Genomic DNA, 22,988 nt, shown 5'->3' with positions numbered 1-22,988 from the left:
GTCAGCGACCTGGGCTGAGGTTCTTCAGGGCGTGCGCGGGACCGTCCCACGGCGCGACCACCGGTGCGTCGGCCCGCCACTCGGAGAAACCGAACCGGACACCGAAGTCGAGCAGCGCGCGGAAGCGGTCGACGGCGTCCTCCTCGACGAAGACGTCGGTGAAACCGTGGGCCAGCAGGTCGCGGCGGACACGGTCGTTGTCCGAGGCGGCGGTGGTGAGCTTGCCGCCGACGACACAGGGCACGTCGAGCCCGGCGAGGCGGATCCGCGTCAGCAGCTCACGCGCCCCGTGGTAGCCGTGCCCGTTGACGCTCGACACCACGAGGAGATCCGGCCGGAACGCGGCCAGTTCCTCGACGACCAGGCCGGCCGGGGTGCAGGCCCCCAGGTTGCGGACCGACGCTCCGTGCTCTTCGAGCAGCTTCTCCAGGTAGATGAGATTCCAGTAGTGCGAATCCGATTCGATCGTCGTCAGAAGGCATCGGAAGCCGACGTCCATCACTCCACCCCCGCCGCAGACGCCTCACGGGCCGGCAGGGCGCGGCCGAAGGCGCGGATCGTCAGCGGCAGCATGACCGCGCCGAAGACACTGAGCGCCATCGCCAGCACGGCGACCAGCCGTTGGGGTCCCCAGCTGGAGCCGGCGCCCGCCACGAGAAGGCCGCCGATGGGCAGGGACAGCAGGTTGAGGAGGTAGAAGGGCCCCATCACCTTGCCCAGGTGCTCCCTCGGTATGACCTTGACGCGCTGGGTGCGGTTGAAGATGTTGAAGTAGGTCACGCCGACCATCGCGGCCACGAAGGCCGGGCCGTACAGCAGCAGCGAGGGGGCGAACCCCAGCACGGCCAGGCCCGCGCAGACGAGCGCGAGACCGAAGACGCCCAGCGCCCGCACCTCGAAGTGCAGCAACAGGAACGGCACCACCAGGAGGTTGACCGCTCCCATGACGCCGACGGCGATGTTGAGCAGGGCGTACGCGGACTCGGGCGCGTGGAACACGCCGGTGATGAGCGCCGCGTTGGCGCTGAGCACGGTGGCGAAGACCAGGTTGATCGAGAAGTTGAGGACTGCCAGCAGCACGATCGGCCGGTTGCCCACCAGCAGCGACCAGCCCAGCCGGAGCTCGGCCAGGCTCTCCCGCACGCTGCTGCCGCCGGCCGCCCGTACCCCGCGGGGCAGCGGCAGCCAGCAGGCAGCGGCCGCGAGGAACGCCGCGGCTGCGCAGGCGAGGAGCCCGAACTTCCCGATGAAGGCCACGCCCAGCAGTGCGAGGGCGGGCCCGACGGCCATCGCCGAGACCTCCATGCTCTGGACCAGGCCCTGGGTCTTCGCCAGTTCCTCGTCCTCGGCCAGCTGGGGCACCACCTTCTCGATGGACATCCGTACCGGCGCCATCAGAAGGGAGAGCAGTCCTCCGGAGGTCATGAGGATCGGGGTCAGCAGGGACGGAGCCGCCAGGCAACCGGCGAGGGCGCCGACGATGACCACGGCCCGGCCCGTGGAGACCAGGGAGAACAGCCGTGCGCCGCCGTCCCGGTCGGCGAGGAGTCCCGCGAACGGATAGGCCAGCAGGGCCGGGAGCCATTCGATGGCGTAGGCGAATCCGAGCGCGGAGACCTTGTCGGTGTCCTCGAAGATGATGAGCGGCACCGCGAACAGCACGATCTGTTCCGCGACGACACCGAGCAGGACACCGCAGCCGAAGAGGCTGCGCCGCAGCCGTCGTCGGCCGGTCGCCGAAGCGTGTGCTTCCTTTTCGTCCGCGGTCCGGTCCGCGGCGTTCGGCGCCGTCATTCCAGCACCGGCGCTGTCTCGATGCGGAACCCGGCGATGATCGAACGAATGTCCGCCTCGACCGCGGCCTCGTCGCCGACCAGGATGTATCGCCCGCTGTGCACCGCGTCGTAGCTGCCGCCCGGGTCCAGGGTCTCCCCCACGTCCGGCACCAGTTCGCGCCAGACCGTCGTGAGCGACTCGCGCGGGGAGGTCACCGAGACCACCCGCGCCGGCAGCTGCTGCGGTTTCGGAATGATCAGCCAGCCGCCCGACGGGTCCCCCGCCGGGGGCGGAAGCGTCACCGTTCCCTCGCACAGGGCGTTCAGCCAGACCTGACAGAGGTTGACTCCGAAGAGGCGGTGCGTGAGGTACGGGACCTCCGCTCCGCCGATACGGCCGGCGATCTCCAGGAAGACCAGCTCTCCGGTCGCCGTGACGAAGAGCTCCAGGTGGAACGGCACCGACTTCATGCCCAGGGCCGCCACACAGGTGCGGGCGAACTCCTCGATGCGGGTGCGCAGCTCGCACGACTGCATGACCACCGAGCCGAGCGGCTCACCGTCCGCTTCGTACGACAGGCAGTCGTTGATGTAGCGGGACACCGCCTGGAACGGGATGCCCGACTCGTCGTCGGCGAATCCGTCCACGTGGTGGATGGTCCCCTCGATGTACTCCTCGAGCTCGTAGTCGGCCACGTCGATCAGCGACAGGAGCGACAGGAGCGCGGCCTCGTCGTCCACGCGGTGCACGCCGATGCTCGCCGCCCCGGCGACCGGCTTGAGAATCAGCGGGTACCCGACCGACCGTGCGAAGGCGACGGTGGACTCCGCGTCGCCGCACGGCGCGAAACGGGGCACGCGCACCCCCGCCTTCGCGACGAGTTCCTTCATCGTGAGCTTGTTCCGGTAGACCGCCACGTCCTGGGGGCGCGGACCCGGTATGCCCAGTGCCTCGCGCACTTCCGCCGCGATGCCGAGGGTGAACTCGGACAGCGCGATGAGCTGGTCGACCGGCCCCACCTGGGCTGCGACCTCGCGCACCGCCCCGCAGAGCGCCTCGAAGTCGTTGACATCACCGATCTCGACGAGACAGGCGATCTTGGCGGGGTCCGCGAGCACGCCTGTCGCGCCGACCGCGTCGACGACGTAACTGACACGGTGCCGGTCGTGATCGATGAACTCGTCGAAGCGGCTGAGCTCGTGATCCCAGCGCCGCCCGTCGGAGAAGCGCGGCCAGCGGTTGATGACAACAATGTTCATGAGCTGTTCCTCAGCCTTCACTGCGGGAGTGCACGGACTTCACGACGGGGACGTCCCGGACTCCGCACGCTCGAGGTCGCGGATCAGGGGCTCCACGTGGGTGAAGAAGTTCCGCATCTCGTCCCGGGTCGGCCAGCCGGAGAAGATGAACTCGCTGACGCCTGCGGCCTTGTACCGGTAGAGGTACTGGGCCACCTCCTCGTAGCTGCCGACGACGCACAGCGCGGAGCCACCGCGGTAGGGGACGGCCCCGGTCCAGATGAACGGCGACAGCCATTCTCCGTCCACCTCGTCGGCCAGCCGGTAGGAGGACTTCACCGCTTCGGAGTCCACCGTCGCCACGAAGTCGCGGATGTAGGCCGTGTGCGCCTCGTCGGGGTTGCTCATCAGCCGGGCGAGCTCCGCGACCGCCTCGGCACGCGTGGGCCGCGCCAGGACGTGCATCCTGGTGCCGACGCGGCGGCCGCCCTCGATCAGCGGCCGGCTCGCCTCGGCGATGCCCTCCGGGGTGTCCCCGTACCGCAGCCAGCAGTCACCGAGGGCGAGCGCCGTCTCCTGGGCCACCGCGGACGCCCCGCTGATGTAGATGTCGGGCCGGCCGCCGCCCTTGTAGCCGAGGCCGAGCTCCGCGTCCTTGATGGTGTAGTGCGCCCCCTCGTAGCTCAGGGGCGACTGGCCGTCCCACAGCCCGCGGGTGATCTCCAGGAACTCGCGGGTCCGGGCGTACCGCTGGTCATGGCTGAGGAAGTCGCCGTAGCCCGCCTGCTCGGCGGGCGAGATCCCCGCGACGATGTTGAGGGCGATACGGCCGTCGGACATCCACGACAGGGTGTTCACGACCTGCGCGAAAAGAGTCGGCGACAGCAGACCCGGGCGGTAGGCGAGCATGAAGGTGACCCGGTCCGTCACCTGCGTCAGGGCGCCCACCACGGGCAGCGGGTCCGGCAGGTAGTGGCCTATGCCCAGCAGCAGGCTGTCGACGCCGAGTTCCTCGGCCTCCTGGACGAAGTCGACGACCTCGCCCATGTCGAGCGTGCCGATGCTGTACTTGTCGGTGGGCTTGGCCTGACCCGTGTCCGGCGGCGAGCACCAGTGAATGCGCAAAGGTTCCATCTTCCCCATCCTCGCTGTGCGTTGTTCGAAGCTCGGTCGTGCGGCTCTCAGTCGGTGATCACCCGCACGCGATCGCCGATCTCGGCCCAGCGCTCGTGCGCCTCGGCGGGTGATCCGGCCGTGAACACGACGACGGCCACCCTGCAGCGGTAGTCGGCCTCGTCCGTCCGGACGGCCGCGCCCGGCCCGATGAGGATCTGACTGGCCGTCACCCACGGCTCGGACGTCAGTTCCTCCCAGCCGTCGAGCCGCGTGTACGCCCCTGATCCGCCCGCCGTCAGGAAGCGGATGCCGGCCGCCGCGGCGTCCGGCTCCCGGTAGGCGCCCAGTTCCACCGGGTCGGACCCGGTGGCGGCCGCGAGGACCATCCTGGGCAGTACCAGCCCGGTGGCCGTCTCCATGAGTTCGGTGATCTTGTCGCCGGGGAGGCGGGCGGCGATCTCCATGAGCACCGGGCGGTTGTCACCGTCGAGGCGCAGCTCGCAGTGGAACGGTCCCACCGTGACGCCCACCGCCTTGGCGACACCGGCCGCGTACTCGGTGATCTCGCGCCGGATGTCCTCGTCCAGCGGGGCCGGGGTCAGGTGCCCGATCTCCAGGAAGCGCGGCTCGGGACCGAGCAGCTTCCTCGTCACCGCCACGACGACGACCTCGCCGTCGCGCACGTAGCCGTCGGCGCTGTACTCCGGGCCGGCCACGTACTGCTCCAGGAGGGCGTCGGTGTCGAGCGGCCTGTCGAACTCGAGTTCGTCGTCGGCGTACATCGCGGCCAGCGCCGTGCGGGCCTGCTCCACCGTGTCGACGCGCGAGACGTGGATGCTGCCGCCGGACTCGACGGGCTTGATGACGGCGGGGAAGCCCACGTAGGCGCAGGCGTCCTCGAGCTGTGCCGGGTCGCGGACCACGGCGTACCGGGGCACCAGCAGGCCGGCGTCGGCGACCGCCTGACGCATGGTCGGCTTGTACCGGACCCTGTCGACGGTGGCGGGTTCCAGGCCGGCCAGCCCGATCCGCCGCGCCAGCCGGGCGGCGGCCGCCACGTAGAACTCGCCGCCCGCGACGACGGCGTCGATCCTGTTGCGGCCGTGGGACTCGGCGACCGCGGCTTCGAGGGCCTCGCCGTCGTTGGTGTCCACGGTGATGAGCTCGGTGGCGAGGGACCGCACGGTCTCGGCCACCACGCGGCTCCCGGCCTCGTGGGAGGCCACGAGGACGTCCCAGCCCAGGGCGCGGGCATGGGTGACGTAGGCGATGGCGGAGAACGCGGGCTGCACCAGCAGGACGCGATAGGACATGGACACTCCTCAGACTTTGCTGTCTGCCAGATGACGTGCGGCTCGGCGGCGCTCCGCCCGTCGTGCGTTCGCCACCATGACCTGGCCCAGCGAGATGCCACCGTCGTTGGTCGGGACGAGCCGGTGGCAGTGGGCGTCGAACCCGGCCCGGCGCAGGGCGACGAGACAGTTGACGAGCAGGAACTCGTTGAGGAACACGCCTCCCGACAACACCACCTGGCTGATCCCCCGCTGCTGCCGGACGGCCTCGCACTCGGCGACGACCATGTCCACGATCCCGGAGTGGAAGCGTCGGGACATCACGGCCGGCGGGGTCCCGGCCGCGAGGTCGGCGGCGAGGGCCCCGATCAGCGGCCGCCAGTCCAGCTCCACCGCTCCGGTGCCGGGCCGGCGCAGCACCCGGTAGCCCTCCGACCGCGCCGGCTCCAGGTCGCGTCCGAGCAGGCCTTCGAGCTCGATCGGTCCCTGCGCCTCGTACTCGGCATGGGTGCAGATCCCCAGCAGGGCCGCCGCGCCGTCGAAGAGCCGGCCCATGCTCGAGGCGAGCGGCGAGTTGATGCCGCGGGCCGCCATGACGCTGTAGACGGAACGCTGCTGCTCGTCGAGCACGCCCAGGGCGGGGAACGCCGCCGCGGCCGCGTCCTTGCCGCCGAGCGCGTCGACGGCGAGGGCGAATCCGGTGCGGACCGGCTCACGCACCGCCTGGTCCCCGCCCAGGAGCGGCAGGCGGCGCAGGTGAGCGACCCGCTCCACCGCGCGGTAGTCCCCGAGGAGGAACTCCCCTCCCCAGATGGTGCCGTCCAGGCCGTAGCCCGAGCCGTCGAACACCACGCCGATCGTGGTGCCGGTGAGCTGGTTCTCCGCCATGCAGGCGGACATGTGGGCGTGGTGGTGCTGGACCTCCTCCACGTCGCCGCCGTAGGTGTCGCGGGCGTACCGGGACGCCCGGAAGTCCGGGTGGAGGTCGCACGCCGCGAGGCCCGGCGCGAGTTCGTAGAGCCGTGCCAGGTGGTCGGCGGCGGCGCGGTGCGACGCGAAGGTCTCGTCGTTCTTCACGTCACCGATGTGCTGGCTCATGTAGACGCTGGAGCCGCGCCCCAGCGACACCGTCACCTTGAGCTCGGCGCCCAGCCCGACGACCGGCTCCAGGTCGGCCGGGACCTCCAGGGCGTACGGGGCGTAGCCGCGCGAGCGCCGCAGGAAGGAGACGAGGGGCCGGTCCAGGTCCGGGTGGTCCGAGGTGCGCACCACGGAGTCGTCCACCCGGGTCTCGATGTCGCGGTCGTGGTGGAGGACGAGATCGGCCACCTCGAACAGCCGGGCCAGGGCGTCCTCGTTGCGGAACTCGATCGGGTAGCCGGACACGTTGCCGCTCGTCATGACGAGCACGTCCAGGCCCTCCCGTTCGAGCAGCAGGTGGTGCAGCGGGGCCGACGGCAGCATGACGCCCAGACTGGGGTTGCGGGGCGCCACGCTGTCGGGCAGTACGTCCGGCCGCTTGCGCAGGAGGACGATCGGGCGGGCGTGGGAGAGCATGAGCTCGTCCTCGGCCGGCGTGTGCGAGGCGATCTTCTCGACGGTCGCCAGGTCGCTCACCATGACGGCGAACGGCTTGCTGTCGCGCCGCTTGCGCTTGCGCAGCAGCGCGACCGCGTCGGCGTTCCGCGCGTCGGCCGCCAGGTGGAACCCTCCGACGCTCTTGACGGCGACGATCCCGCCGCGCTGCACCACGTCCAGGGCGGCGTTCAGCGCGACGTCGCGCTCCCCGGCCACCTGTAACCGGCCGTCCCCGTCCCGGACCGAGGCGGTGAGCCTCGGCCCGCAGTCGGCACAGGCGGTCGGCTGGGCGTGGTAGCGGCGGTCCAGCGGGTCGCGGTACTCGGCGGCACAGGCCTCGCACATGGGGAACGACGCCATCGTGGTGGCCGCCCGGTCGTACGGGAGGCCACGGATGAGCGAGTAACGCGGTCCGCAGTGGGTGCAGTTGACGAACGGGTACCGGTAGCGCCGGTCCGCCGGGTCGCGCATCTCGGCCAGGCAGTCGTCGCAGACGTGCGAGTCGGCCGGTACGACCGTGGTGGCCGCACCGGAGTTCTCGCTCTCCCGGATGACGAAGGCGCCCGCCTCCTCCGGTGAGGCGGCCAGCCGTTCACGCACCGAGACCTCGGTCACCCGGGCGAGCGGGGGCGCCTCGGCCGACAGAGCGGCGGTGAAGGCCACCAGGTCCGGCAGGCGCCCCTGAGCCTCCAGGAACACGCCCGCGCTGTCGTTGTTGACCCAGCCGGTGAGCGAGTGCTCGTGCGCCAGCCGGTAGACGAACGGCCGGAAACCGACGCCCTGGACCACGCCCGTCACCCGCACACACCACCGCTGTGTGCTCTCCATCGATTCCATGTCTCCCCTCTCGCCCTGCTCGGCCCCGGTCAGCAGAGCCTGGGCAGCTCGGCTCCGGCGAGTTCGGCGAGCGTCTTGCGCCGGCCGTCGGCGTCCTGCAACTGCACGCTCGGCACCGCCTCGTCGGTGATCTCGCCGATCACCACGGCCTCGGCGCCGTACGGGTGGCTGCGCAGGGCCTCCATGACCGCGTCCACCGCCGACGGGGCGACGAAGAGGCAGGCGCACCCCTCGTTCGCGGCGTTGAGCGGGCTGACGCCGAGCATGTCCATGGCCATCCGGGTCTCGGCCTGTACCGGCAGCGCCGGCTCGTCGACCAGTACGGTCCGGCCGAGCGTGGACGCGTACTCGTTGAGGACCGCGTTGAGGCCGCCGCGGGTGACGTCGCGGACGGAGTGCACTCCTTCGCCGCCGGTCGCCTCGAACACGTCCGCCAGCATCCCGTTCAGCGGCGCGCAGTCACTGAGCACCCGCTGCTCGAAGCCGAGGCCCTCGCGGATCGAGAGCAGGTGCACCGTGTGGTTCCCGATGGGACCGCTGAGGATCACCTTGTCGCCGGGCTGCACGTCCCGCATGCGGAGCGGCGGACGCCGGAAGACCCCGACCCCGGTGGTGTTGAGGTAGATCTGGTCGGCCTCGCCCTTGCGCACGACCTTGGTGTCGCCGGCCACGATCACGACGCCGGCTTCCTTCGCGGTCTCGCGGACCGAGGTCAGGACGCGTACCAGCGTGGGGAGCGGCAGCCCCTCCTCGAGGATCATGCCGAGGGTGAGGTAGAGCGGCTCCGCGCCGGCGACGGCGAGGTCGTTGACGGTTCCGCAGACGGCGATCTTCCCGATGTCGCCGTTGCCGAAGAGGACCGGGTCGACCACGAAGGAGTCGGTCGTGACCGCGATCTCGGTGGAGTCCACGCGCAGGATCGCGCTGTCCTCCATCTCGCCGGTGTAGGCGTCGCCGAGGGTGGCCGCGATCAGCTCCACCAGCTCACGGCTGCGGCGGGCGCCGGTGCCGTGGTCGAGGATGACGGTGTCCGTGTCGGTGACTGTGGTCACGGGGTCACCACTTCCTTGCGCGGGAGCTCGCCCTGGGCGTCGAGGGTCCGCAGGATGTGCGCGGAGTCCGAGACCGTCGCGCAGTAGCCGTCCAGCCACTCCAGCGCGCGCCGGCGGTCGGCCTCGTGCGCCGAGACGACGCAGTCGGAGGGAACCCAGACGTTGTAGCCCCGGAAGAACGCGTCGGCCGCCGTGGTCTGCACGCAGATCTGGGTCTGCATACCGGTGACGACCACGGTCGAGACGCCCAGCGCCTGGAGGCGGTCGTGCAGGTCCGTCTCGTAGAACCCGCTGTCCTTGTGCTTTTCGACGACGATGTCCGAGTCCGCGAGGAATTCGGACATGATCTCCGCGCCCGGCGTGCCCTTCTCCACCGGCAGGTAGCCGTCGGCCCAGCGCTCCGCGTTCGGGTCGTCCGGCAGGTTGACTATCTGGAGGTGCACGACATGGTGCCCCCGTTCCCGGATGCCCGCGAGGAACTCGGTGAAGCGGGGGATCGACTCCGTCACCGCACGGAGGCGCTCCGGGTTCTTGTTGACCAGCTCGTACTGCAGGTCGTTGGTAAGGACCGCTACTTTGCTCATGACTGTGTCTCCATTACTCGATGAGCAGCAGGCTGTTGCCGCCTGCGGTGGACACTGGCCTGGTTCACACAGAGGCCGAGGACGAGCAGGCCGCAAGCGACGGCCTGGGGCGGGGTGATCCGTTCGCCGAAGATCAGCATCGACGAGGCGAGACCGAACACCGGGACGAGCAGGGTGAGCGGCGCGACACGGCCCGCTTCGTACCTCTGCAGCAGTGCGTTCCAGACGGAGTACCCGATGACCGTCGTGGGGTACGCGATGAAGAGCAGCGCCCCGAGTGAGGTCCAGTCCGTGGCGCGCACCGACCGCTCGATCGATGCGTAGCCGTCGACGACGAGCGAGCAGGGCAGCAGGATCGCTGCCGGAATCGGGCTCGACCATACGATCAGCCCGAGGGGATCGGCGTGGTCCAGCCGCTTGACGAGGACGTTGGCCGCTCCCCAGGACATCGCCGCACACGTGACCAGGAGCAGGCCGAAGACCGTCACCGTTCCTTCGGTGATCCCTCCGACCATGGCCACGCCCGCGAACCCCAGGAGGAGTCCCACGACCTGGCCCCGCGTCATCCGCTCCTTCAGGAGCAGCGCGCTGAACGAGATCGTGAAGAACACCTGGAGTTGCAGCACCACGGAGGCGAGTCCGGGCGAGAGGCCGGCCCGGATGCCGAAGAAGAGCAGACCGAACTGACCGATCCCGAAGGCCAGTCCGTAGAGCGCGAGTGGCCTCAGCGGGACCTGCGGGCGCCGTACGAAGAACGCCGCCGGCAGGAAGCACAGCACGAACCGCAGGACGAGCAGGAACAGCGGGTCGAAGGTCTCCTGCGCGATTTTGATCATCGAGAAGCTGAGGCCCCATACGGCCGTCACGATGACGCCGATGACGATCCGCATGCATCACTCCCGGGTGGCGGCCGTGCGCGCACCTGCGTCCGCCGCCGGGGCCGACGGCCCGAGCAGCAGTCCGCTGTGCCGCGAGCGCGTCTTGGGCAGGGTCCGGGAGACGTCTCCGGCGTCGGGCACGCCGTACAGGTCCTGGTGCACGGAGCGGACGGTTGCGTCGACGTCGTCGCGGGCGACGAGTCGTCTCGTGGCGGTGCCGTCCGGCGCGACCACCGACACCATGCCGAAACCCTCGACGGGTTCCGCCTCCAGGCCCAGGTCCGCGAGCGCGCGTCCGGGTTCCTGTCCGGCGGGGAACGCCAGCAGGGCGGTGCCGTTCCGGTCGACGGCCTGCGCCACGAGATTGGCCTCGCGCAGTGCCCGGACCGCCGCGGACACGTCGTTCGCGGACGGCGGTCGGTACAGCCGGATGCGCGCGTCGCCCACGACGGCGGTCTCGCCCGGCCCTGCGCCCACCTCGGTCCCCGGTGCGGCCTCCCCCGAGAGTGCCGCGGCCGTCCGCAGGCAGCGGATCACGACCCCGTGCTCCTGTGCGTACCGGACCGCTCCCCAGTGCAGCACCTTCGCGCCCGACTCGGACATCTGGCGGCACTGCCGGTACGTGAGCTGCGGCATCAGCCGCGCGGACGGGACGACGTGGGGATCGGCCGTGAAGACCCCGGGTGTGTCGCCGTAGATGTCGCACCGCCCGGCCGACAGGCTGGCCGCGAGGGCGACCGCGGTGAGGTCGGAGCTGTTGCGGCCGAGCATGGTGATGCGATTGTCGTCGTCCATCGCCTGGCCGCCGGCCACGACGACCACCTGGTGCTCCGCGAAGGCGTCGCGCAGCGGGCGGGGGTCGATGGAGACGATCCGGGCCTGGGTGGCGGCGTTGTCGCTGCGGATGCCCGCCTGCGGTGCCCACAGGTCGGTGGTCCGGCAGCCGGCCGCACTCAGCGCGGCACGCAGGAAGCTCGCGCTGACCATCTCCGCCGTGGACAGGACCTGGTCCTGGACCTGCGGGTGGAGATCCGGATCGATGCTCAGCGCGGCTTCGAGCAGTCGTCCCGTGCTTCCGGACATGCCGCTCACCACGGCGACGATCCTGGTGTCGGCGGAGGTGAGCATTCCGGTCACGTAGGCGGCGACGGCCGTGTAGTCCGACAGGTCGATGAAGGAGGATCCGCCGAACTTCAGGACCTTCACGGGGTTCGTGTCAGCGGTCATCGTCTCCTCGCAGGGACTCGGCCGACTCGGCGACCTCGGAGATCGCCGCGGTCAGGATGTCCAGGGCCTCGTCCGCCTCTTCCCTGGTCAGGTTGAGCGGGGGAAGGAAGCGGGCGACGCATCCGTCGCGTCCGGCGGGCTCGAAGATCAGGCCCCGGCGGAGCGCGGCCCACCGGACCCGGTCGACGACCTCGCCGGCCGACCAGGAGCCGAGCGGCGTGAACTCGACGCCGAGCATCAGACCCCTGCCACGGACCTCGCCGAGGAATCCATGACGCTCCTGCAAGCGGCGCAGGCCGTCCTCCAGGTGGGCGCCGACCTTGCGCACGTTGCCCAGGACGTCGTCGCGTTCCATCACCCGGATCTGCGTCGCGCCCGCGGCGAAGGCGAGCTGGTTGCCCCGGAAGGTTCCGGTGTGCGCGGCGGGCTTCCAGCCGTCGAGGCGCTCGTCGAAGAGAATCACCGACACGGGATGCCCTCCCCCGATTCCCTTCGACGAGACGATGACATCGGGCTCGATCCCGTACTGCTCGAAGGCGTACCAGGTACCGGTGCGGCCGCAGCCCGTCTGCACCTCGTCGAGAATCAGCGGAATATCAAGTTCGCATGTCAGCTCCCTGAGCCGACGGACGAAATCGAGGCGCGCGGGAACGACGCCTCCCTCGCCCTGGATCAGCTCCAGGATTACCGCGGCGGGCCTGGGGGTGCCTCCGTTCGGATCACTCAGCATGTTCTCCAGATACTGAATGCAATTAACCGAACAGCTTTCGGGCGAAAGCCCGAGGGGGCACTTGTAGCAATAGGAGTACGGAAAGAATGAGGAAATCGACGGATTTCCGGGGAGTTCCTTCGAGGCCCGTAGTCCGGTCAGCGCCAGCGTGCTCTGCGTACTGCCGTGGAAACCGCCGTGGAAGGAGACGACACCGCTTCGTCCCGTGTACGTCTTGCACAGCTTGACCGCTGCCTCGACTCCGTCCGCCCCGGTCGGACCACAGAAGTGGATCTTCGTCCTGTCACGCATCGCCTCGGGCAGCATCCGCAGCAGCTCGCGGGTGAAGTCCTGCTTCGCCGCGGTGGGGAAGTCCAGTCCGTGGGTGCTCACTTGGAGCTGGGCCTGCGCCGCACGCAGCAGTTCCGGGTCGTTGTGACCGAGCACCAGCACCCCGGCTCCGGTGAGGAAGTCCAGGAAGACGTTGTCGTCGACGTCGGTGAGGTAGGAGCCGTCCCCGCTCCTGATGGCGATGGGCGTGAGCCGGGGGTAGGCGCGCGCCGAGGATTCGACGGCCGCCTGCTCGGCGAGCATCCGCCTGGATGCCTCGCCAGGGATTTCGGTGCTGACCCGTGCGTTCATTCGGCGTTCGCCACCCGCACGGGTCCGCCGGCAGCAACAAGTGCCCGCAGCGATAAATACTCCCGCACTGACGCCTCCCCGCTTGAATTTCTGATGCGCGGCGATGACGCTGCGCAACCTGGCCAGACCCCCTGCGCCAGTGATCTTTTAGGAAGATACCGAGCGCCGTCAACCTAGGCAACAATGATGCACCGGTTTCCCAGATGCTGGGATCAGAATTTACCATCCGCCCGGCCCGGCGAAGGGTGTCCCGCTTTGCCGGACGAAGGAGAAACCCGCGCTTCCACTTGCGGAGAAGAAACCCACCCTTCCACTTATGGGACCAATCTGACTCGTCTCACAATCGGAGTCTTGCACGGCCCTCGGCCGACATGTCTGTTTTCGGCCTTCCCGTGACAGCGGGCCGGGTGACCGGCGGACTCCGGGACGAGCAGGACAGGGGGTACCGCAGAAATCAGCGGGCCGGGGGGAGGAGCGGGCCGATCCGGAAGAGGATCTCGGGGAGGTGGCCGTCCTCGGGGAAGAGTTCGCTGTCGAAGAGCACCGTACGGTCGACACCCGCCCCGTGGCGTGCCGCGAAGGACGTGAAGAGCCGGATCGAGGCGTCGTTGTCCGGGGTGATGGTGGTCTCGACAGCCTCCAGGCCACCGCCCGCGGCGATCCTCGCGGTGAGCGCGTCCAGCAGCGCGGCGGCGATTCCCCGACCGCGATGCTCCCGGTCGACGGCGACCTGCCAGACGACCAGCACCCGCGGGTGGTCGGGGCGGACGTACCCGGTGACGAAGCCGACCGGCTCACCGTCGGCACCGCGGGCCACCACGGACGTGGCGGCGAAGTCCCGGCACCACAGCAGGTAGCTGTAGGACGAGTTCAGGTCGAGCGTCCCGGAGTCCCGGGCGATCCTCCAGATGGCCGCGCCGTCCCGGAGTGCCGGGCTGTCGATCTTCTCCGTAGTCATGCGCACGAACCTCACGATCGAGTTGCCGCTCCCCTGCACGTCCCGTCCTGTTCCCGCGCCGCGTCCGGTACGGCCGCACCGTGCGACGGGGTGGGACACCGGGTCGGCGACCGGCCCAACAGGGCTCCGCCCCCGTGCCTCCTGCCCGCCTCCTGCCCGCCTCCTCGTCCAACGGGCCGACGGCACAGCGGAGTTCCGTGCGGCGCAGGCCTATTCCGGGCGGGTCACCACGTGCAGGGTGTCGCGCACGTCGCCGAGCGCGGCTTCCAGCGTCCGCGCGTCCGGCGCCCGCAACAGCACCTGCCCGACGCGTCCGGCCGACGACCGCAGCGGAGCGACGGCGTCCCCCGGCGCGACGCTCACCTCCGCCTCCACGACGCAGGGGTGGTCCAGGACCTCGGCCAGGCCCCGCACCTCGGCGACCGTTCCCGGCCGTGCCGAGGGCAGGTAACTCGCGGTGCGGCACGACGCGGTGGGAGCGGGCGGGAGTTCGCGGCCCAGGGCCATCCTGATGACCATCTCGTACCAGTCGATGCCGTAGGCCATCCCCAGCAGATCCATCAGGCGGTCGCCCGGGGTGCGCACCGCCACCTCCATCACCGCCGGCCCGCTCGGCGTGAGCCGGAACTCCAGGTGGACGATGCCGGTGACCATCCCCATGGCGTCGAGAACGGCGGCGCCCAGGTCGGCGACCTCCGCCCGGACCGCGTCGTCCACCTCGGCCGCCGTGCGGTGTGCCGTCTCCACGAAGTACGGAGGACCCGTGGTCTCCTTCGCCGTCAGGTTGGCGCACCACACCTTGCCCTCACGGACGAGCGCCTCCCAACTGTATTCCGGACCGGTCACCGCGCGCTCGACCAGGAGCTTGCCCTCGCCGCCCCGACGCACGACGGCGTCGTCGTACGCCGCCATGTCCGCCACGAGTTCCACGCCCGCACTGCCGGCGGAGGACAACGGCTTGATCACCACCGGCATGCGCCCGGCGGCCCAGCCCCTGGCGTCCGCCAGTCGCTCGGTCACCAGGAACTCCGGCTGGCCTATCCCCGCCGCGGAGAACCGGGCCCGTTGCAGCGCCTTGTTGCGCGACAGCACGGCAGCCTTCAACGAGGGACCCGCCAGGCCGAGTTCGTCCGCCAGGAGCGAGGCGGCCAGCACGTGCGGTTCGCTGAAGGCGACCACGCCGTCGGGCGCCCCCGAGCGAGCCGCCTCGCTCGCCGCCTCGTACCACGCCTCGTCCGACATGCCCCGGCACACCGTGACCTGGTCGACGCTTCCGGCCAGGGCCTCGGCCTGCGGCTCCGTCTCCACCACGTGGAGCCGCACCCCGAGCCGCCGGGCCGCCGCGACATAGGGCCGCCCCGTCAGACCGACACCCACCAGCAACAGCCTCTGCATCAACTACCCCTTTGTCTATGGCAGGTTCACCGTCACGGACGTTACACCGGCTCCGTGACCCCGACCCCCCGCACCGCGGCCTGTCCGACGGGGCGACCGGTGGCGCGGGACCAGTCGTAGGCCACCCTCAGCTGACGGGTCATGGCTCTGAGGTGGCGCTCGGTGCTCACGCGCTCGTACGGGTCGCAGGACAGGCGTCGGCAGAGGGCGGGTATCCCTGCCGCGAGGTGCTGGAACTCCTCCGTCAGCCGGCCGACCCCGTGGCGTATCCGGTCGATCACCTGCTCACGGCTGCCTCCGCCCGCGGCCTCGAGAACGAGGACCAGATTGCGGGTCTCTCCGCGAGCCTCCTCGTGCTCGACGCCATGGACGTCGTGGCAGTGGGCGAGGATGTCCGTCCCCAGCTCCGTCAGCCGGCTCACCGTCGGGTCGGCGAGCACGCGCTCCGGCACCTCGTAGCGGCCCGTACGTTCGGTGGCGTCGAGGTAGACGTACATCGCCGTGGTCTCCCGGCGCAAGGCCAGGTGGGACTCCGGGGCGGGGACGGTGCGGGAGCGGCGGGCGTCGGCCTCGGCGAGGAAGGACCGGAGGTAGCGGCCCCAGTTGCGGGCGGCCCGCTCGCGCCACGTCCCGGTCATGGGCGCCTGGAGCCGCTGCCACAGGTCGGCGGTGGCGGCGGCCAGGCATGCGGCGCCTTCGGGGACGGGGACCGGCGCGGCGACCCGGGACGCTGCGCCCTGTCCGTGGGGCACCGTCGTCGCCAGGAGCGCCCGGACGACGTCTCCCGCGAGGACGGGAGCGTCCAGGGCCGGGCCGTGGAAGAAGGCGTCGCAGGCTGTCGTCCAGGTGATGACGTCGGTCATCACATCCAGGTCGGCCCCGCCCGCCTTGGGACAGAACCCCGCTGCCACATCGGCCGGGCTCATGGCCGGGAAGCCGTCGGCGACGGCATCCGCCGGCTGGAGCAGGCCGTGCCCGACCGCCCAGTCCACGCCTCTTCGCCGAGCTTGCTCGACCGCCTCGGGCACCGGTCGCGGCGCGCTGAAGGGGAAAGGGAAGTCGACGTCTGTGGGCATGTGCTCCGGTCCTTCCTTTCGCTTGCCGGGGGTGCCTCGCCGGGCCGTCGGACGGGTCGGCTCCCGGAGGTGCCGGTGGCGGGCATCGCGCGTCGGGGGGGACACCCCGCCATGGGGACGGCCCGGCGGTCGGGGACTTCGGCCACGAGGACCGGCAGGCCGTGCGGGGAGCGGCCGGAGCCGGCGTCGCGCACGGTGCGGACGACGCGTGACGGCCGGCCGGTCACGGCTCAGGCACGCGGCACGGGTTCCCCGGCCGGCGGTCCGGCCGCGGCCTGTTCACGGCTGTCGCGGCGGACGGGCCCGGCCGCTCCGAGCAGGCGCAGCAGGGGACTCGTCATCACGGTGGTGCCGAGCGCGACCAGGGTGAGGATGGCGAGCATCCTGGCATCGATGATCCCCGCGTCGTACCCGATCTGGATGACGATGAGTTCCGTCAGGCCACGGGCGTTGAGCAGGACGCCGAGAGCGAGCGCGGGCCGCCGCCCCATTCCGGTGAGCCGCGCGCACAGGCCGGGCCCGGCGATCTTGCCGACGGCGGCCAGGACGAGCAGCCCGAGGAAGACCAGGACGGTCCCGCCGTCCCAGTGCAGGGCGCTCAGGTCGGCCGTCAGCCCGAAGCCGAAGAAGAAGAACGGCAGCAGGACGGTCTTGGCCGTGCTCGTCAGCCGCTCCGCGACGGCCGCCCCGCGCACGGGCCAGACCAGGCCGACCAGCAGGGCGCCGATCAGCTGGTGCAGGCCGATCACAGCCGTGAGCGCGGCCGCTCCGGCGACGCCCCCGACGAGGAGCACCCCGGTCACGGCGTCGCCGCCGCGGTGGTCACGTCCCACCCAGCGGGGCAGCAACCGTTTGACGGGACCCAGGAACACCGCGGCCAGGAGGACGGCGGCAAGGCCGTTGAGCAGCAGAGCGGTGGGACTGGAGCCATGGGCCACGGCAAGGATCGCCGCGAGGGCCAGCCAGCCGATCCCGTCGCCCACTGCCGCCGCGAAGAGGCTGAGCCGCCCCTCCTCGGTCCGTGTGATCCCGAGGTCGACGAGGATCCTGGCGAGGACGGGGAAGGCGGTGATGCTCAGGGCACAGCCGATGAACAGGACGAAGGCCATGCCGCCGTTCGGCCCCGCGTACCGTGCGGCGAGCGGTACGGCGACGGCCGCGCCGAGCGCGAACGGCACCAGTACCGAGGCTTGACTGACCAGGAGGGCCCGCGTCGCGGCGCCCCGCAGACGCATGCCGGCGAGTTCCTGGCCCACGCCGAACATGAAGAGGACGAGGCCCAGTTGGGCCAGACCCTCCATGGGTCCGCGGCTGGTGGCCGGTAACAGCCAGGCCATGGCCCCGGGCGCCAGGTGGCCGAGCAGTGACGGCCCCAGGGCGAGGCCGGCGAGGATCTCGCCGATCACGCCGGGCTGGCCGAGTCGGCGGGCGCACGCGCCACCGAGGTGGGCGGCGGCCAGGACGACGACGACGGCGAGGAAGAAGTGGCCGGTGTCGCCCAGCTTCGGCGCGCTGCCCGCCCCCTTGGCCGTGTCGGAGCCGGGCAGGCCCACGACGATGGCGGCGATGACCGCGATGGGGACGACGGCGGTCACCACGACGGCCACGGCCAGGCCCCGACGTGGCTTCGGTCCCGAGCCGGCGGTTCCGTTCGGTTCTGTCGTCGGCGTGGAGGCGCCGGCGGACACAGGCATGGTGCTCTCCCCCGCCATCTCAGCTCGCCGCGTAGATCATGTCGCGCATGAGCTCGCTGGGCCCTGCCGCGATGGTTCCGGCCGTCGCGTCCCGGTGCAGACGCGCCACGGCGGACCCTTCCAGGTAGCCCTGCGCCCCGTGGTACTGGGCGCACACCTGGGCCGCGGCCAGGGCCAGTTCGGTGGCACGCAGCTTGAGGACCGACGCCGTGCGGGTGTCGAGACGGCCCTGCGCATGCAGCCAGGCCGCGTGGAAGGCGTATCGGCGCACCATGTCGAACTCTCCGTACAGCTCGCCGAGCCGGTGCCGCACGGACTGGTGGGAAGCCAGGGGCACGCCCTTGACCCTGCGGGTGCGGACCTGCTCGTCCAGCAGACGCAGGGTGTGCCGTACGCCGCCGACCGCCAGCAGTCCCGCCACCAGCCGCTCGAAGTCCAGGGCGCGCATGACCTGCATCAGGGCCCGGTCGCGCCGGCCGAGCAGGGCGTCGGCGGGGACCTCGACCCCCTCGAAGGTGATCTCGGTGATGCCGGCGGCGCGCCAGCCCAGCATCGGCTGCGGGCGCCGGGTGATGCCGGGACTGTCGGCGTCGACGAGCAGCATGCTCGCCCCCGTCAGCCCCCGCTCCTCCCCGGAGCCCGGGGCGGGCCGGCGGGTGCGGGCCAGTACGACGAGCAGACCGGCGCTCATGCCGTTGGCGACGTAACTCTTGTGTCCGTCGAGCACGAAGCCCGCGGCGGCGCCGGAGCCGTCCGGCGCCGCGTAGGTCCGCAGGTCGCGCAGGTCCGATCCCGCCCCGGGCTCGCTGATGGCCAGGGCGGTGACGCGCTCGCCGCGGTACGCGGCGGGCACATGTGCCGCCTGCTGTTCGGGAGTGCCGAACAGCAGGACGTAGGAGAGTGCCATGTACGCGTGGACTCCGATGGCGGCCCTGATCCCGGCGTAGCCGGCCGCGCCCAGTTCCTCGAGCAGCACGGCGCTGCGCAGGAAGTCCTCGCCGGTGTGCCCCACGTCCAGGAGGCCGGCGGCACCGAGTTCCTTCCAGGCGTCGGCCGCGATGCCGCCCTGCTCCTCCCAGGCCTCGGCCCGGGGCAGCACGCTTTCGGCGATCCGTGCCCTGATCCGGGCGCGGAACGCGTCGTGGTCCGGGCCGAAGAAGGGGAACTCCAGGGCCAGTTCCCGGTCGGCGGGCCGGTGACCGGCGGGCGGGGTGCTCATGACGACGCTCCCGCGGACATGGTGCGGGGGTGGTGACTGGCGAGCAGGGTCCGCCGGTCCACCTTGCCCGTGGCGGTCAGCGGCAGCTCGGCACAGAGCCGGATGACGGGTGGCACCATGTAGGCGGGCAGGATGCCGCGCAGGTGCGCGCGGATCTCCTCGGGGTCGCTGTCCGCGGTGTCGGGTACCGCGAAGGCGATGAGCTCCTGTCCGCCCTGCGCGTTCGGCCTGGTGGTGACGTAGCTCTGGCGCACGGCAGGGTGCGCGTCCAGGTGGTAGGCGATCTCGCCCAGTTCGATGCGGAAGCCGTTGACCTTGACCTGGTCGTCGAGCCGGCCGAGGAAGACCAGGTGGCCCCGCTCCGAGAGGCGGACGCGGTCGCCGGTGCGGTAGAGCCGTTCCCGCACGCCGTCGAAGTCCGCCTCGACGAACTGGCGCGCGTTGGTCTCCGGCAGCCCGAGGTAGCCCGGGGACAGACCGGGTCCGGCGAGCAGGAGTTCACCGGTCTCCCCCGGCTCGCACAGTCTGCCGTCGTCGACCACGTAGGCGCGGGTGTTCTGGATCGGCCGGCCGATGGGGAGGCTGGACTCGTCCGGGTGGAGTCTGCGGACCGGGTGGTAGGTGGCGAAGGTGGTGCACTCGGTGGGCCCGTAGACGCTGACGATCCGGTCGGTGCCGTACACGCTCAGGGCGGTGGCCATGTGGGTCAGGGAGTGCGCCTCGCCGCCGGTCAGCACCGTGGTGACGCTGTCGAGCGTCTCCGGCGCCTCGTCGAGGACGGTGTTGAAGAGGGCCGTCGTGAGGAAGAGCACGCTCACCCGGTGCTCGGTCAGGACACGGCGCAGCCGGCCGAGCCGGATGAAGGAGTCCGGGTACAGCACGCAGGTGCCGCCGTTGAGCAGCGCACCCCAGATCTCGAAGGTCGCCGCGTCGAAGGAGGCCGGTGCCAGTTGGAGCAGGACGCTGTCCTCGTCCAGCCGCGCGTACGTGGCGTCGTGGACGAGGCGGACGATGCCGCGGTTCCGTACGGGGACACCCTTGGGGGCACCCGTGGAGCCGGAGGTGAAGTTGATGTACGCGATGTCGTCCGGGGAGCCCTGGTACGACGGCGGCTCCCGCCGTTCGGACAGGAGGCCCAGCTCGACCGGGACGACGGTCCGGCCCGGCAGCCGGGCGCCGACGGCGCCGGTGTCGGCGGCGTGGGTGAGGACATGGCCGCTGCCGCTGTGTTCCAGCAGAGTGCCCAGCCGGCCGTCCGGCCAGGACGCGTCGGCGGGAAGGTAGGCGGCTCCGCACTTGGCCGCGGCCAGCAGCGCGACGATCAGCTCTGCCGAGCGGGCGATGAGCACCATGACGGTGTCGCCGGGTCGGACACCCGCGTCGTCCATCTGCGCGGCGAGGTCATTGGCGAGCCCGTCCAGCGCCTGGTAGGAGAGGCGGCCTCCGGGATGGACGAGCGCCGTCGCGGTGGGGCGTCGGGCCACTTGGGCCGCGAACAGCTCGCTGACCGAGAGTTCGGGGTACGGCGTGCTGGTGCCCTGGTTGAGGGCACGGTGCGCCTCCAGGGCGGCGGCCGTCGCGCGGTGCGGTGTGGTCATGAGGGTGCCCCCAGCCTCGTGTTGATCGCTTCCAGCAGTCGTTCTCGGTGCGTGTCCAGGAAGAAGTGCCCCCCGGGCATCTCCACCACTTCGCAGTCGCGGGTGCTGTAGAGCTTCCAGTCGCGCATGGCGGCGTGGCCGTCGACGGGGTCGTCGCGTCCGTGGAACGCGGTGATGGGCACGTCCACACCGTGGGCGTCATGGCGGTCGCCCCACAGCTCCGCCAGCCGCATGTCGGCCCGCATCGTGGGGAGGAACAGCCGCATCATGGCTTTGTCGGCCAGGATCTCGGCGGGTGTGCCGCCCATGGCGCGGACCGCGTCGAGGTAGGCGTCCTGCGACAGTTCGTGCAGATAGGGGCGGACTTGCGGGAAGTTGGGGCTGCGGCTTCCCGACACGAACAGGCGACGGGTGGATCCCTCGTACGTCCGGGCGGCCAAGTGGGTCATCTCGTAGGCGAGCCGGCCTCCGAAGCTGTGTCCGTAGAAGGCGTGCGGGGCGCTGAGGAGGTCGCCCGCGCACAGTGCGGTGAAGGTGTCGGTGAGCAGGGCCTCCCAGTCTCCGTACATCGGCTCGCGCAGCCGGGGTCCCCGGCCGGGCAGCCTGACAGCGAGCAGTTCCACCCCGTCGTCCAGGCCGGCCGCCCAGCTCCTGAAGAGGTCGGGGCCGCCCCCGGCGTACGGGAAGCAGATCAGCCGGATGCGGCGGGTTCCCACCGCGGGCCGGAGTACCGGTGTCCATGTGCCGCTGTCGGGCCGCACGGCCGGCTCCCTCAGCCCTGGATGTTGTGGAGGATCGACGCGGCGACGTCCCGGACGGCGCCGCGGGCGAAGAGGTCGTCCGGGGGCAGGGCGTCCTCGCCGAAGGCCTCGTCCGCCTGGGTGATCAGGCGTATCGCGGTCAGCGAGTTGCCACCGGCCTCGAAGAAGTCGTCATCGGCGTTCTCCACGGCGAGACCGAGGTCCCGGCAGGCGGTGAGGACCCACTGCTCCAGTTCTTCCTGGGTCGGGGTCCGGGTGCTCTGGGCGTCGTTCGACACGGTGACCGTCCTTGTCTGTTCTCAGTTGGTGCGGAACGGGTGGCCGTTCACCGTGCGGTCCACGAAGCGGTTGTGGCCGTAGGTGTCCCGGCCCGAGGTCAGGACGTTGCCGAACTGCGCGAGACTGGCCTGTCCGCCGAACTCCTCCAGCTCGGTGGAGTACGGGTAGACCTTGACCGAGGTCGGCAGGTAACGGCCGGCGAAGCCCAGCCGCATCTGGTCGGTGAGACCGCTGTGCGGGTGGGAAGCGTGCATCAGTGTCGACCAGAAGACGATGAACTGGCCCTGGCGCATGACCTGGGAGACGGCCTTCGACTCGTCCGGGCTCCAGTCCGGGTCCTTCTGGAGCTGGCGGTAGTCATGGCCGAAGAAGCCACGGCGGACGCCGTTCTTCTCCGTCTTGTTGATGGCGTCCGGGTTGTAGTCCATGGTCTTGGACTCGTCGTAGTTCATCGTCTTGTGCGAGCCCGGGATGAACTGGAGGCAGCCGTTCTCGATGCTGGCCTCGGTGAAGGCCGTCCAGACGGTGATGGTCCCGCCGAAGTCCGCGTCCTCGGGCCAGACGATCTGCGGGTGCTTGGACCCCGCGACGTTCGAGAAGTTGTCGGCCTGGTGCCAGTCGGTGCCCTCGTCGCCGGGGTACTTCGGGAAGAACTCCGAGCGCCAGCACAGGGTGTCCGGGCCGAGGATGCTGGAGACCCGGTCGACGATCTCGGGACGCGTGATGTGGTCCGCGAGGAACTCGATGTCCAGGTGGCGGTCGTAGTTCGCCAGGTTGGTGTTGCCGGAGACGGACTTGCCGCCACCGTAAATGGCGTTCTTGGTGCTCAGCAGCTTCGGTCGGAGGGCCTGGAGGTTCGCCTCCATCTCCTCCTTCTCGTAGAGGTCGAACGGACCGATGTATCCGTCGCGGTGAAATTTCTCCAGCTCTTCGGCGCTGAGGGAGAATTTCTTGGTCTCGGCGATGTGATCCATTTCTCCACTTTCTTGTGACGAGCAGACAGGGACGTGCACGAGCAGCGGTACTCGCCTGGTCGGTCGCAGTAGGGGAAGGATTTATCGGCGCATGCGGAGCGCTGC

At 70.7% G+C, this 22,988-nt stretch carries 20 protein-coding genes; all 20 read right to left on the bottom strand.

Going from position 1 to position 22,988, the window contains the following annotated elements; translation table 11 throughout:
* Position 1 precedes the first annotated feature (1 nt).
* Entirely contained in the window at positions 2-499 is a 498-nt protein-coding gene (locus ACZ3KJ_RS14340; protein WP_467526941.1) for a cobalamin B12-binding domain-containing protein, read from the bottom strand.
* Entirely contained in the window at positions 499-1,794 is a 1,296-nt protein-coding gene (locus ACZ3KJ_RS14335) for an MFS transporter (RefSeq protein ID WP_467526939.1), read from the bottom strand. The genes ACZ3KJ_RS14340 and ACZ3KJ_RS14335 overlap by 1 nt, the downstream gene beginning before the upstream one ends.
* Positions 1,791-3,035 carry an ATP-grasp domain-containing protein gene (locus tag ACZ3KJ_RS14330; RefSeq protein ID WP_467526937.1) on the bottom strand — a complete coding sequence of 415 codons (1,245 nt, stop codon included), beginning with the start codon at positions 3,033-3,035 and terminating at the stop codon, positions 1,791-1,793. The genes ACZ3KJ_RS14335 and ACZ3KJ_RS14330 overlap by 4 nt, the downstream gene beginning before the upstream one ends.
* Positions 3,036-3,074: 39 nt before the next feature.
* Positions 3,075-4,148, bottom strand: coding sequence for an LLM class flavin-dependent oxidoreductase (locus ACZ3KJ_RS14325; protein WP_467526936.1), 1,074 nt, complete (start codon positions 4,146-4,148; stop codon positions 3,075-3,077).
* A gap of 47 nt (positions 4,149-4,195) precedes the next feature.
* Positions 4,196-5,443, bottom strand: coding sequence for an ATP-grasp domain-containing protein (locus ACZ3KJ_RS14320; RefSeq protein WP_467526935.1), 1,248 nt, complete (start codon positions 5,441-5,443; stop codon positions 4,196-4,198).
* 9 nt (positions 5,444-5,452) lie between these two features.
* Entirely contained in the window at positions 5,453-7,828 is a 2,376-nt protein-coding gene (gene hypF, locus ACZ3KJ_RS14315; protein ID WP_467526934.1) for a carbamoyltransferase HypF, read from the bottom strand.
* Between the two features lie 38 nt (positions 7,829-7,866).
* A complete protein-coding gene (hypE, locus tag ACZ3KJ_RS14310) occupies positions 7,867-8,889 on the bottom strand; it encodes a hydrogenase expression/formation protein HypE (RefSeq protein ID WP_467526932.1) in 1,023 nt (340 codons plus the stop codon).
* The gene (locus tag ACZ3KJ_RS14305; protein WP_467526931.1) at positions 8,886-9,473 is read right to left on the bottom strand and encodes a cysteine hydrolase family protein; all 588 of its coding nucleotides are present in this window, start codon (positions 9,471-9,473) and stop codon (positions 8,886-8,888) included. Before ACZ3KJ_RS14305 ends, hypE begins: the two co-directional genes overlap by 4 nt.
* Entirely contained in the window at positions 9,470-10,363 is an 894-nt protein-coding gene (locus ACZ3KJ_RS14300) for an EamA family transporter (protein ID WP_467526929.1), read from the bottom strand. The genes ACZ3KJ_RS14305 and ACZ3KJ_RS14300 overlap by 4 nt, the downstream gene beginning before the upstream one ends.
* Positions 10,364-10,366: 3 nt before the next feature.
* Positions 10,367-11,578, bottom strand: coding sequence for an amino acid kinase family protein (locus tag ACZ3KJ_RS14295; protein WP_467526927.1), 1,212 nt, complete (start codon positions 11,576-11,578; stop codon positions 10,367-10,369).
* Positions 11,568-12,929 carry an aspartate aminotransferase family protein gene (locus ACZ3KJ_RS14290; RefSeq protein ID WP_467526926.1) on the bottom strand — a complete coding sequence of 454 codons (1,362 nt, stop codon included), beginning with the start codon at positions 12,927-12,929 and terminating at the stop codon, positions 11,568-11,570. The genes ACZ3KJ_RS14295 and ACZ3KJ_RS14290 overlap by 11 nt, the downstream gene beginning before the upstream one ends.
* Positions 12,930-13,383: 454 nt before the next feature.
* Positions 13,384-13,887, bottom strand: a complete 504-nt coding sequence (gene ectA / locus ACZ3KJ_RS14285; protein ID WP_467526924.1) for a diaminobutyrate acetyltransferase — start codon at positions 13,885-13,887, stop codon at positions 13,384-13,386.
* 210 nt (positions 13,888-14,097) lie between these two features.
* Complete coding sequence (locus ACZ3KJ_RS14280; protein ID WP_467526922.1) at positions 14,098-15,282, bottom strand: ATP-grasp domain-containing protein; 1,185 nt, start codon at positions 15,280-15,282, stop codon at positions 14,098-14,100.
* A 41-nt stretch (positions 15,283-15,323) separates the two neighbouring features.
* Positions 15,324-16,358: a terpene synthase family protein gene (locus tag ACZ3KJ_RS14275; RefSeq protein WP_467526920.1), complete on the bottom strand. Its 1,035-nt coding sequence runs from the start codon at positions 16,356-16,358 to the stop codon at positions 15,324-15,326.
* 230 nt (positions 16,359-16,588) lie between these two features.
* Positions 16,589-18,052, bottom strand: a complete 1,464-nt coding sequence (locus tag ACZ3KJ_RS14270) for a cation:proton antiporter domain-containing protein (protein ID WP_467526919.1) — start codon at positions 18,050-18,052, stop codon at positions 16,589-16,591.
* A 19-nt stretch (positions 18,053-18,071) separates the two neighbouring features.
* A complete protein-coding gene (locus tag ACZ3KJ_RS14265; RefSeq protein WP_467526917.1) occupies positions 18,072-19,271 on the bottom strand; it encodes an acyl-CoA dehydrogenase family protein in 1,200 nt (399 codons plus the stop codon).
* A complete protein-coding gene (locus ACZ3KJ_RS14260; RefSeq protein ID WP_467526915.1) occupies positions 19,268-20,869 on the bottom strand; it encodes an amino acid adenylation domain-containing protein in 1,602 nt (533 codons plus the stop codon). Before ACZ3KJ_RS14260 ends, ACZ3KJ_RS14265 begins: the two co-directional genes overlap by 4 nt.
* Entirely contained in the window at positions 20,866-21,585 is a 720-nt protein-coding gene (locus tag ACZ3KJ_RS14255) for a thioesterase II family protein (protein WP_467526913.1), read from the bottom strand. Before ACZ3KJ_RS14255 ends, ACZ3KJ_RS14260 begins: the two co-directional genes overlap by 4 nt.
* Before the next feature lie 56 nt (positions 21,586-21,641).
* Positions 21,642-21,908 carry an acyl carrier protein gene (locus ACZ3KJ_RS14250; protein WP_467526911.1) on the bottom strand — a complete coding sequence of 89 codons (267 nt, stop codon included), beginning with the start codon at positions 21,906-21,908 and terminating at the stop codon, positions 21,642-21,644.
* Between the two features lie 21 nt (positions 21,909-21,929).
* A complete protein-coding gene (locus ACZ3KJ_RS14245; RefSeq protein ID WP_467526909.1) occupies positions 21,930-22,883 on the bottom strand; it encodes a chlorinating enzyme in 954 nt (317 codons plus the stop codon).
* Between the last annotated feature and the right edge of the window lie 105 nt (positions 22,884-22,988).

This window comes from Streptomyces sp. NPDC003248, from assembly GCF_055563235.1.
This window is presented reverse-complemented; position numbering and strand designations above follow the sequence as displayed.

Excerpts from the sequence above, each read along its gene's own strand:
- ACZ3KJ_RS14340 (WP_467526941.1), bottom strand. The coding sequence starts at position 499 with ATGGACGTCGGCTTCCGATGCCTTCTGACGACGATCGAATCGGATTCG.
- ACZ3KJ_RS14335 (WP_467526939.1), bottom strand. The coding sequence starts at position 1,794 with ATGACGGCGCCGAACGCCGCGGACCGGACCGCGGACGAAAAGGAAGCA.
- ACZ3KJ_RS14330 (WP_467526937.1), bottom strand. The coding sequence starts at position 3,035 with ATGAACATTGTTGTCATCAACCGCTGGCCGCGCTTCTCCGACGGGCGG.
- ACZ3KJ_RS14325 (WP_467526936.1), bottom strand. The coding sequence starts at position 4,148 with ATGGAACCTTTGCGCATTCACTGGTGCTCGCCGCCGGACACGGGTCAG.
- ACZ3KJ_RS14320 (WP_467526935.1), bottom strand. The coding sequence starts at position 5,443 with ATGTCCTATCGCGTCCTGCTGGTGCAGCCCGCGTTCTCCGCCATCGCC.
- hypF (WP_467526934.1), bottom strand. The coding sequence starts at position 7,828 with ATGGAGAGCACACAGCGGTGGTGTGTGCGGGTGACGGGCGTGGTCCAG.
- ACZ3KJ_RS14305 (WP_467526931.1), bottom strand. The coding sequence starts at position 9,473 with ATGAGCAAAGTAGCGGTCCTTACCAACGACCTGCAGTACGAGCTGGTC.
- ACZ3KJ_RS14300 (WP_467526929.1), bottom strand. The coding sequence starts at position 10,363 with ATGCGGATCGTCATCGGCGTCATCGTGACGGCCGTATGGGGCCTCAGC.
- ACZ3KJ_RS14295 (WP_467526927.1), bottom strand. The coding sequence starts at position 11,578 with ATGACCGCTGACACGAACCCCGTGAAGGTCCTGAAGTTCGGCGGATCC.
- ACZ3KJ_RS14290 (WP_467526926.1), bottom strand. The coding sequence starts at position 12,929 with ATGAACGCACGGGTCAGCACCGAAATCCCTGGCGAGGCATCCAGGCGG.
- ectA (WP_467526924.1), bottom strand. The coding sequence starts at position 13,887 with ATGACTACGGAGAAGATCGACAGCCCGGCACTCCGGGACGGCGCGGCC.
- ACZ3KJ_RS14280 (WP_467526922.1), bottom strand. The coding sequence starts at position 15,282 with ATGCAGAGGCTGTTGCTGGTGGGTGTCGGTCTGACGGGGCGGCCCTAT.
- ACZ3KJ_RS14275 (WP_467526920.1), bottom strand. The coding sequence starts at position 16,358 with ATGCCCACAGACGTCGACTTCCCTTTCCCCTTCAGCGCGCCGCGACCG.
- ACZ3KJ_RS14270 (WP_467526919.1), bottom strand. The coding sequence starts at position 18,052 with ATGCCTGTGTCCGCCGGCGCCTCCACGCCGACGACAGAACCGAACGGA.
- ACZ3KJ_RS14265 (WP_467526917.1), bottom strand. The coding sequence starts at position 19,271 with ATGAGCACCCCGCCCGCCGGTCACCGGCCCGCCGACCGGGAACTGGCC.
- ACZ3KJ_RS14260 (WP_467526915.1), bottom strand. The coding sequence starts at position 20,869 with ATGACCACACCGCACCGCGCGACGGCCGCCGCCCTGGAGGCGCACCGT.
- ACZ3KJ_RS14245 (WP_467526909.1), bottom strand. The coding sequence starts at position 22,883 with ATGGATCACATCGCCGAGACCAAGAAATTCTCCCTCAGCGCCGAAGAG.